The sequence below is a fragment of the Metabacillus niabensis genome, from assembly GCF_902829255.1.
In the GTDB taxonomy this organism is placed as follows: Bacteria; Bacillota; Bacilli; order Bacillales; family Bacillaceae; genus Metabacillus; species Metabacillus niabensis.
Genome location: NZ_CADEPK010000132.1, coordinates 1 through 10,378, shown reverse-complemented (window position 1 = coordinate 10,378; position 10,378 = coordinate 1). Strand labels below are relative to the sequence as shown.

The window sequence follows — 10,378 nt, the reverse complement described above, 5'->3', positions numbered from 1 at the left end:
GTATTAATATTTTTTAAATGAAAATAGCTTTAGTAAAGGATGCTTCTTTTTATCAATCACATGTAGCTTCTCCATTATTAAATCACGCTCGTGGACTTCTAACCATTTTTGCAGTTCCTCTTTATCTTGACAATGAGTTAAGTAAGTCTCTCCGCCCTTACCTTCTGCATTAATTAAATAACGATAAGTGGTTTTCCCCATGCTTTCCACCTTTTCTAAAGTATTAAAGTTTGAAATAATCAATAACAAGTAGTTTTGTTAATTTAAGTTGCTTATTTTCGCTTTCTGAGTGCTGTTCTGGGGGCTTCTCGCCATTCGGTCTTGTGTAGGATCCCTTGCCACACTTCTTACCGTATGCGCTCCAATAAACAAACTACATAGAATTCAACATTTTAGCTTTAACATAGCTAAAATTTAAAAAGCCATACAAAAATAAGATTCAATTATTCATTTCAATCCATTTTTCTAAGTTCCTATCTAAAATAAACACTTCTATTCTTTCACCTGTACTTGTGCTTATATCACTATGTGATGAAAGTACCTTACATCCAGTATATTGTTCGATTATTTTTTCATACTCCTGACAATATTTTTCTCGCAGTAATTCTCTCATTTCCTTAACAAGTTTTTTCCCAGGATCGCTATTGACTAAATGTTTTTCTTCCACAGTCAAAACTCCTTTGTAGCGTGTAATCATCATGTCATAAACGATATACGTTTTTGCCTCCTGTGGGCCTTTTCCGATTAATTCACGCTGAAGCTTAATTAATTCTTCACTTATTTTTGCCTCTAATTTCTTTTTGGAATAATTCATAAAACCTCCATAGCATATCTGGGATTCATGGAGTAATTCTAATGTCCGAATAAAGTTTTTGTCAATCCATATTTTAATTTTTTTACAAAACCTTAAAATCCATAAAAACAAGGAGAAATATTACGAAAAACAGTATTATCATGAGTTTTAATAGTAAAAATGGCTGAATATCGTCATGTTTAACGAAAGATTGAACTTCCAAGGGGTTTACAGTGCAATGATGATAAGCGTAGAATTATCTCCGTAAATCAAATATTAATGGTCAAATCTCATAATATGAGAACGGAGGAACCAATTATTTGGGGTTAATTCTGCTTTTGCAGAAGGGATGAGAAACTCTTTCGCCATTCTACCCGTCAGCTAACTTCGTCGACTAAAGCGAAGGAGGTCAAAGGACCACCTAATACAGGGGGCTTTTTTGTTTTATGATGGAGCAAAAGAGCAGCCTGATCAAAAAAGGTCTTTTTTTGTGCTTTAAATGTGAAAGTACCTCTTGGAAGATAGAACACAAAGCAACCTTAAATGCTGGGTGTTTTATAGACCAATGAATACATTTTCTCCATTAAAGATGTTTGGAAATGACAATTTCTTTAAATTTCATCAGAATTTTTGAATAGTTTCTGCTGGAATCTATTTTGATATTGTTCATTTTAACATGGAGGAAAGTAATCATTGGTCTTTATTTATGGCTATTTTCGTAAATTAACAATCGTTTAAGCAGGTGGAATACAACTCGGCTGTTATAAGCAACATAAGCAAATACAGAAAGATTTATTTTTTCAAAGCATGTAATAAATGATTAAAAGCAATGGAAAAATTAGAAGAGTTTCTAACTTTAAGGTAATTCAAGGAGATTACTATGAAAAAAATAAATGATTATTTAAATCCGCCAAAAATTTTAGTATTAGGCTTTGCGATTATCATTTTGATCGGAACGTTTTTATTAACATTACCGATTGCTACAGAAAACGGAAAAGGTCTATCTTTCTTAGATGCATTATTTACGGCTACTTCCGCTACTTGTGTAACAGGTCTTGTTGTTGTAGATACGGCCGATACGTTTTCTACATTTGGTGAGCTGGTCGTATTAACGCTCATTCAGGTTGGTGGATTAGGTTTTATGACGTTTGGAACGTTTTTATTTATATTATTAGGCAAGAAAATCTCTTTAAAAGAAAGATTAGTTTTGAAGGAAGCATATAATAACATCTCAATTTCAGGGATTGTCAAATTGGTAAAGCGAATTTTGTTGTTCACTATAATCATTGAGACAATTGGCGCTACCATCCTTTCGATTCGTTTTTCCTTTGACATGCCAATAGGAACAGCGATTTATTACGGCTTTTTTCATGCCATATCTAATTTTAATAACGCTGGTTTTGATTTAATGGGGGAGTTCCGAAGCTTGACAGACTATGTTGACGATCCCTTTGTTGTCTTAACGATATGTTCGCTTATTACTTTAGGTGGCTTAGGATTCATTGTTTTTAATGAACTATATGAATACCGAATGACGCGCAGATTATCGGTAAACACAAAAATCGTTTTAATTACAACTTTCATTTTAACTGCAGGTGCTTCAATTTTAATTTTCCTTTTTGAATACAATAACCCTAACACATTAGGCACTCTAGATAGTTCAGGAAAAGGGTATGGTGCTTTGTTTCATGCAGTTACTCCAAGGACAGCTGGTGCAAACACATTGCCGATTGCAGATTTAACACACGCAAGTTTATTTTTAACAATTATCCTCATGTATATCGGTGCTGGTTCAGGTTCAACAGCTGGTGGGATAAAAATCACTACCTTTGCTGTTTTAATGGCAACCTTTTGGTCCCAACTTAAAGGGAAGGAAGATATTGTTTTATTTAAACGAAGAATTGAAATGCAAACAATATTAAAGGCTATAACTGTGGCATTAAGTGGCTTAATGATTATTTTGCTCGTGACAATTTTATTAAGTATTACAGATAAGGGTCATCCTTTCATTATGTATTTATTTGAAGCGACCTCTGCTTTTGGAACTGTAGGCTTGTCAATGGGATTAACGCCAGAACTTTCCAGCTTCGGACGGGTCATTATTATTTTTACAATGTTTGTAGGTCGATTAGGTCCATTAACTCTTGGCTTTGCGATTACGAGAAGACGGACGAAAGAGGCTTTCCACCATCCTAAAGGAAAGATTATGATCGGGTAACATAGGCTTCAACTTTAAGAGGATTTGGATAAACTATAAGTATAGGAGTGGCATAAATGGCTACAAAACAATATGCGGTTATTGGTTTAGGTAGATTTGGAACAAGTATTGCTCGAAGATTACATGATGCTGGTCAAGAGGTGCTTGGAATTGATATAAATGAGGAGCGTGTAGATGCTGCAGAATCATTTGTTACCCACGCAGTTATCGCTGATAGCACTGAAGAAAAGGCACTTACTGCTCTAGGAATTCGAAATTTTGATTGTGTAATAGTTGCGATAGGCGATGATATGCAGTCCAGTATTTTAACGGTTATGCTATTAAAAAACTTAGAAGTGAAAAAGGTTATTGCTAAAGCGTTAGGAAAGCGACATGGTCAAGTTTTAGAGCATATCGGGGCAGATTGGATTGTTTATCCTGAACGGGATATGGGAGAACGTGTTGCAAATCAGCTTTTATCACCTAATATGCTTAATTACATAGAATTATCAAAGGAATACAACATAGAGGAAATATTAATTCCTGAAAAAATGGCTGAAAAAAACTTGCGCGAGCTTGATATTCGAGCTAAATATAATGTCAGTGTCATCGCAATAGTAAGTAACGGAGATATCATCGTTTCTCCTTCTCCTGAACATACGATTCATAAAGGGGATTTATTAGTGATGATTGGCAACAGGGAGGATTTAGCCAAATTTTCAAGTATAGAATAGTTGTATGTTTGCGAATTTGTATAAAGGTAAGTTCAAAATCCTGTGGTAAACAGGATTTTTTTCTTTTGTTGATGCTGTAAGACTGGCTTCCTGAGCCATTTTTAAAAATGATTGTATATTGTATGGTAATTTGCAATCATTAGTATTAAGTTAGATTGTCTCAAAGTGAAATCTAAATAAAGGGAGAGATGAAATGTTTCCTAGATTAGAAACTGATAGACTAATTTTGCGAGAAATGACTAAAGAAGATGCGGAAGGTATTTTTGCTTGTTTTTCGAATGAAGATGTAACACGTTATTATGGACAAGAAACTTTAGAAAAGATCGAACAGGCAGAAAAAATTGTCGACTTTTTTTCAAAAAGCTATAGTGAAAAAAGAGGTATACGCTGGGGAATTGAAAGAAGAGGAACCAAGGGCATAATTGGCACTATCGGCTTTAATGCTTGGTTACCTAAGCATAAACGTGCAGAAATTGGTTATGAATTACATCCAGATTATTGGAGAAATGGCTATACTCTTGAGGCAGTTTTAAAGGTAATATCATATGGTTTTGAAAAGCTAGATTTAACCAGGATAGGTGCTGTAGTATTTATTGAAAACAAAGCATCGAATAATTTATTAGAAAAAGTAGGGTTTCAAAAAGAGGGAGTATTAAGAGATTATATGTACCAAAATGGCAAAGCATATGACACATTTGTTTATTCCCTCCTTCGAAAATAAACCTCATGACAATCTTATGATCCTTTAATTTGGCGCTATCCTTTAAGAAGGATTGCGCCAATTTTTAAATTAGAGGAATTTGATTCTTTACATTTACATGTTAAACAGTTTTACTTGTTAACCTTTCAAGCTCCTCGACAATTCTCCCCGTGTCTATTCGTTCAAATAAAGGTTCAACGTTCGATAATACGATCGGTTTAATTAAAAAAGGATTCCAGCTTGTTTCAGATATTTTCAGCATCGCTTTCACCTTTTCACTTGAAAACGGAAGGAATGGAGTTAAAATTTGCGCAAAATTGCCAATAAGATAAACACAATTTGCTAAGGTTTGTTTACAAGCTTCGATATCGTCGCTGATCTGCTTCCATGGCTGCTGTTCATCAAAGTATTTATTAGAGTATCTGACAAGCTCGAAAACTCGTTCTAGCCCTTGTTTAAAAGAAGTAGTTTCAATACTTTGTCCTACTTCTTCATAAAGCTGTTTCACTTTATTCTGAACCGTCCAATCTATGTTACTATCAGGAATCACACCATCAAATGACTTTTCGATAAATTTTAATGTTCGATTAATAAAGTTGCCATATGCCCCTAGCAATTCACTATTATGACTATAAATGAATTCCTTCCAGGAAAAATCAGCATCCCGGTTTTCCGGAGCATTAATTGTTAAGAAATAACGAATGGAATCTGGGTCATATCTTTCTAACATATCTGGAATCCACACTGCCCAATTTTTACTCGTAGATAGCTTCTTCTTTTCTAAAGTTAAATACTCATTTGAAACGATATGTGTAGGAAGTGAACTTTTTTTAAGTCCCGCTAATATACCAGGCCATATAATTGAATGAAATGGTATATTATCTTTCCCATGTACGTAATAAGACGTTGTTGTTTCATTCCAAAATATCGAATCATCGCTATTTGTTTCCTTTGCCCACTTTTTACTTGCCGTGTAATATCCCGAAACCGCTTCAATCCAAACATAGATTTTTTTTGACTCAAACCATTTCACAGGAACAGTTACTCCAATCGAAAGATCTCTTGAAGCAGCTCGATCTCGCAAACCTTCCTTTAAGTACCTTTTCGTCAATGATATGGCATTTTCACGCCAAAGCTTTTGATTCTGAGCTTCCTCTGTAAAAGCTTCTAAAATTTGCTGAAAGGAACTTAACGAAAAATAAAAATGCTCCGTTTTCCTTGTCGTAGGCGGTTTCCCACATATTTTACATAATTTATTTCGTAATTCAGTTGGTTCTAATACACTTGAACATACATCACATTGATCACCCCTGGCATTTGCACCACAATTAGGACATATCCCTTCAACATAACGGTCAGGTAGAAATTGCTGGTCATATTCACAATACGTTTGCTCAATTACCTTTTGATAAATAAATCCTTTTTCAAGTAACTCTAAAAATATATCTTGAACAATTCTATGATGAAAGGGACTATCAGTTCTCGTGTAAACATCATATGAGAAACCTAACTTTGTATAGCAATCTACAAATTCTTGATGATACTTATCGGCAATCTCCTTTGGTGAAACTCCCTCTTGTTTTGCTCTAATTGTTATCGGTGTCCCGTTACAATCGCTTCCTGAAACATATAAAACCTTATCTCCTTTTAAACGGTAATATCTAGCCAAAATGTCACCAGGTAATAGGCTTGATATATGGCCAAGATGTAAAGAACCATTTGCATAAGCCCATGCTCCACCAATAAAAATACTCATTAAAACCCTCCTCAAATTTTTATAGATAACTTTGTTATACTTGGTTGTCGCTATCCTCTTACAGTCCAGGAGCTCCCTCGGCTTGATAATATCGCCACTCCCATTGACACGCTTCTCCTGTGCCTTTAGAAAAAACAAAAAACCTCGTCCTTAACTGAAATAGTTAAGGACGAGGTTTGGATTCCACGTGTTACCACCTTAATTCGCAAATAGTTCACACCATCTGCCTCTGCAAGTACGGAGTAAATACACCTACTCTTATACTGTGACATTGATAACGAGTGCCAAATCTCGTCGTAGCTTACTAATACAAAAAGTATGTTCAGTACGAAGCTTAGAGATCATTTTTCAAATGAATGTTTTTGCTTCTTTTCAGCTACCGAAGCTCTCTGTGTAAAACAAAGTCATTTTACTTATTCTCTTCATTGCCTTTATTTGATAATTACAAACAGTTTATGCAAAATTTTTCCTGAAGTCAATATAGTAAGTTTTAATTTTTCCTTATAAGCGGACGTAGCAATCTTAGTTTTCTCCTAACAAAGGAATTCTGCCTTTATAACGATTAACTAATTCCCGATTATACTCTTCTGATCCATCAACATTGCCACTTTTAAAAATCGGGGGAGTAAACTCATTTTCAACCATCAATTTAACTGCCTCAACTATGATGGCATTAACGATGGCAACTCCAATAACTGTTGAACCTGAACCGAACGAAACATTAAGTAATTCATGGTTTAGCAAAGCATCTCCCACCATAATATGGCTATCTATTGTTAGATCAGATGCATCAGAGAGAAACATTCCATTTTTATGTCTTGAGGATATATGCTCCGAATAATTGAGAGATGTAATCGCAATGACATAAGCCCCCTGTTGCTTAGCAAATTCAGCAACCTCAATTGGAACCGGATTTCTACCTGATGTAGAAGCTACAATTACGATATCATTCGCTTGAATTCCAACTGTCTCCATAAATTGTTTAGCATATCCATGCTGTTTTTCCAATTGAGAGGATTTTACTGCCCCTTTATGAAGCATTAACTCATCTATTAAAATTGGGTTAATTGTTGCAAGGCCACCTGCGCGATAGAAGAGCTCCTCAGCAAGCATATGAGAATGACCACAGCCAAACACATGAACAATACCATCATTTTGGATCGATCGGGCAACCTTACTTGCTGCTGTTTGAATATTATCAGCTTCGTCTTCTTCAATAGTAGATATTAGTTCAATAAGCTTATGAAAATAATGATTAAACATATTATATCTCCAATATTTTAAGTTTTTACCGCTCCATCTGAATCATAAATTTATAACGGTCTGCACGATATACTGATTTAACCAATTCAAGAGGAGTACCGTCCTGTAAATACGTATTTCGTTGTATGAGCATAACAGGTGCTCCTTTTGCTATTTTTAAATAATTCGCTTCCGTTTGACTAGCAATAGAGGATTCAATAATTTGTGAAGCTTGATGAATTTTAAGATTTAAATTTTCTTCAATATAAGCATACAGAGATTGGTTCACAATTTGTTCTGTAAGCCCTTTAATTAAATTAGCAGAAATATAATTTGTTTCTAAAGCCATCGGAACCCCATCAGCTAATCGAATACGTTTTATTTCATATACAGGTCCGTATTCTGGAATAAGAAGTTGCCTTGCAATCGGACTTGTTGATGAGACGATTTCAAATTGGATTAATTGACTTCCTGGCTCAAATCCTCTTGCTTTCATATCCTCTGTAAAACTTGTTAAGCCATGAAGAGGCTGTTCTATTTTACGTTCAGCAATAAAAGTTCCCTTTCCTTGCAAACGAAATAAATATCCCTCATTAACTAATTCGGTGAAGGCTTGTCTAACTGTCATTCGGCTAATTTGATGATTTTCAGCATATTCCCTTTCTGGAGGAAGTGAATCACCAGGCTTTAGCTCTCCCTTTTCGATCATTTCTTTAATATGTTCTTTTAGTTGATAATAAAGTGGAATGGGGGAATTTTTGTTAATCATTCTCCTTAATTCACCTTTCCCAATTAAACTCGACAGCGATAGTTTTCACACATACAACGTTTAAGAACGCATTATAGAGTTAACAGGTCGTTTTCATACCTGAAACTGCCGCTTTATCTGCAATTATTGTAACATATGGATGATTTTTCAACACAGATGCAGGAAACTTTTCGTCTATCTCACCGTTTATAAGCTTATTAACTGCATCCTTTTTGCTTTCTCCTGATACTAAAAGCAATATTTCCTTACTTTTCATAATGGTGGAAATCCCCATCGTTATTGCTTTTGTTGGCACCTCTTCGATCGTCTTAAAAAATCTTGCGTTTGCCTGAATAGTTGAAGGTGCTAACGTAACGACATGGGTTTTCGAGCTAAAAGACGTACCTGGTTCATTAAAACCAATATGACCATTTTGACCAATACCCAATACTTGTAAATCAATCCCGTTTTCATTAATTAATTGTTCATATCTGTTACATTCCGCTTGACTATCAGTCGTATTCCCAAGAGGAATATGTGTTTTCCTTTTATCAATATTAATATGATTGAACAAATGATTATCCATATAGTAGCGATAACTATTTGGGTTTTCTCCAGAAACTCCAATATATTCATCTAAGTTAAAAGTAGTCACATGCTCATAGGAGGTTCCGTTTTGCTTGTGATCCTCGATTAAATTTTTATACATTTCACTTGGAGTACCACCTGTAGCAAGTCCTAAATGAATAGCAGGATTATCAGTAACCTTTTTCAGAATATATTCTGCTGCTACTTGGCTCATTTGTTGATAGTCATTAACCTCAATGATTTTCATCCTTCGTTTCCTCCCTTTTTATAGGCAAGCTTTCCACGACAAAATGTCATTTGAACGTCATAATGTTCATCTAAAATGACAATATCCGCATCTTTTCCTACAGCAATACTGCCTTTTCGTTCAAAAATATTTAGTTGCTTTGCAGGGTTTTCCGAAGCCATTTTTACCGCTTCCTTCAACGAGCATCCAGTATAATGGATGATATTTTTGACTGCGTGGCCTAGCTTTAAAACACTTCCTGCGAGAGTTCCGTCAGAAAGTACCGCTGTTCCGTCTTCTACATTAACTTCCTGACCTCCAAGATCATACGTACCATTTTTCAAACATTTTGCCCGCATCGAATCAGTTATTAAAATTAATCCATCGCTTTTCTTTTGCTTATAAGCTAAGTGAACCATCTCAGGTCTTACATGAATTCCATCGACAATCATTTCAGCCTTTAATTCATCATGTAATAACGTAGCTCCAACAACACCCGGTTCACGGTGGTGTAACCCTCTCATCTGATTAAATAAATGTGTGACATGACTTGCTCCTGCTTTCATAGCATCTGTTACGATCTCATAGGTTGCATCAGAATGACCAATTGATGAAACGATTCCTTGCTCATTCAAATATCGGATCATGTCAAGTCCGTTTGGCAGTTCAGGTGCAAGTGTAACTAGTTTAATCATTCCATTTGATAAGGTTTGCCACCTTTTAAATAGCGCAAGATCTGGCTCAATAATATGCTGCAGTGGCTGTGCCCCTGCTCTTTCTCTATTAACAAATGGACCTTCAAGGTGGATCCCAAGTATTTCTGCTATCCCCTGTGATGGTTGAAGATGAATGTACTCTCCAGCATTGATAATGGCATTTTCGATTTGTTCCACATCTTGAGTTATAGTAGTGGCTAGGAAGCTTGTAGTTCCCTCTTTAGGAAGTGCGTTAGCCATCGTTTTCAGTGCTGCTTCTGTAGCATCCATCGTATCAGCACCATCTGCTCCATGGATATGAACATCAATAAAGCCTGGGACAGCTGCATAAGTTGAAGGAACATCTACAACATTAAAATCTTCTTCATGAATAAGTTGGTCTAATGGTCCGAATTCTACTATTTTATTGTTTTTTATTTTTATAAACCCTTTTTTAATGAATTCGTTTTCAGAATAAATTTGAACGCCCTTTAGCAAAATAAGATTATCATCAGCCATTTTCAGATACTTCCTTTCAATTGATACCTTAAGTTTAGCATCACCAAAGTATAGTTGTCTATACCAATTTTACCTTAAAACCCTTTTCAACTTTATTGATTGATTTACTGGGATTATCGACATTATTCTTTTTCTAACTTGAAAAAAATGTTAGAAAATAAAAAAATAATTGGTATAGAC

At 35.1% G+C, this 10,378-nt stretch carries 10 protein-coding genes, 1 riboswitch and 1 other annotated feature; of the genes, 3 read left to right on the top strand and 7 right to left on the bottom strand.

The window, feature by feature from the left end; genetic code table 11:
- Positions 1-3: 3 nt before the first annotated feature.
- Positions 4-201, bottom strand: coding sequence for a hypothetical protein (locus HU235_RS11080; protein ID WP_095300750.1), 198 nt, complete (start codon positions 199-201; stop codon positions 4-6).
- A 238-nt stretch (positions 202-439) separates the two neighbouring features.
- Positions 440-814, bottom strand: a complete 375-nt coding sequence (locus HU235_RS11075; RefSeq protein WP_095300749.1) for a Na-translocating system protein MpsC family protein — start codon at positions 812-814, stop codon at positions 440-442.
- A 250-nt stretch (positions 815-1,064) separates the two neighbouring features.
- A riboswitch (cyclic di-AMP (ydaO/yuaA leader) is annotated at positions 1,065-1,204 on the top strand.
- A 469-nt stretch (positions 1,205-1,673) separates the two neighbouring features.
- Between HU235_RS11075 and HU235_RS11070 the strand changes: the two genes are divergently transcribed.
- The 3 genes from HU235_RS11070 to HU235_RS11060 all read left to right on the top strand — a co-directional run bounded on the left by HU235_RS11070 (position 1,674) and on the right by HU235_RS11060 (position 4,445).
- A complete protein-coding gene (locus HU235_RS11070; protein ID WP_174880259.1) occupies positions 1,674-3,011 on the top strand; it encodes a TrkH family potassium uptake protein in 1,338 nt (445 codons plus the stop codon).
- 56 nt (positions 3,012-3,067) lie between these two features.
- Complete coding sequence (locus HU235_RS11065; RefSeq protein ID WP_095300747.1) at positions 3,068-3,724, top strand: potassium channel family protein; 657 nt, start codon at positions 3,068-3,070, stop codon at positions 3,722-3,724.
- Between the two features lie 193 nt (positions 3,725-3,917).
- Positions 3,918-4,445: a GNAT family N-acetyltransferase gene (locus HU235_RS11060; RefSeq protein ID WP_174880258.1), complete on the top strand. Its 528-nt coding sequence runs from the start codon at positions 3,918-3,920 to the stop codon at positions 4,443-4,445.
- 100 nt (positions 4,446-4,545) lie between these two features.
- Here the strand turns inward: HU235_RS11060 and metG are convergent, their stop codons facing one another.
- The 5 genes from metG to nagA all read right to left on the bottom strand — a co-directional run bounded on the left by metG (position 4,546) and on the right by nagA (position 10,198).
- On the bottom strand, positions 4,546-6,180 hold the full coding sequence (gene metG, locus HU235_RS11055) for a methionine--tRNA ligase (protein ID WP_174880257.1): 1,635 nt from the start codon (positions 6,178-6,180) through the stop codon (positions 4,546-4,548).
- Positions 6,181-6,342: 162 nt separating this feature from the next.
- Positions 6,343-6,615: a binding site (T-box leader), on the bottom strand.
- 87 nt (positions 6,616-6,702) lie between these two features.
- Complete coding sequence (locus HU235_RS11050) at positions 6,703-7,443, bottom strand: SIS domain-containing protein (protein WP_095300744.1); 741 nt, start codon at positions 7,441-7,443, stop codon at positions 6,703-6,705.
- A 25-nt stretch (positions 7,444-7,468) separates the two neighbouring features.
- Positions 7,469-8,191 (bottom strand): GntR family transcriptional regulator, encoded by a 723-nt coding sequence (locus HU235_RS11045; protein WP_174880256.1) that lies wholly within the window; start codon positions 8,189-8,191, stop codon positions 7,469-7,471.
- Positions 8,192-8,270: 79 nt separating this feature from the next.
- Positions 8,271-9,005 (bottom strand): glucosamine-6-phosphate deaminase, encoded by a 735-nt coding sequence (gene nagB / locus HU235_RS11040; protein ID WP_095300742.1) that lies wholly within the window; start codon positions 9,003-9,005, stop codon positions 8,271-8,273.
- Positions 9,002-10,198: an N-acetylglucosamine-6-phosphate deacetylase gene (nagA, locus tag HU235_RS11035; protein WP_095300741.1), complete on the bottom strand. Its 1,197-nt coding sequence runs from the start codon at positions 10,196-10,198 to the stop codon at positions 9,002-9,004. Before nagA ends, nagB begins: the two co-directional genes overlap by 4 nt.
- Positions 10,199-10,378: the final 180 nt, after the last annotated feature.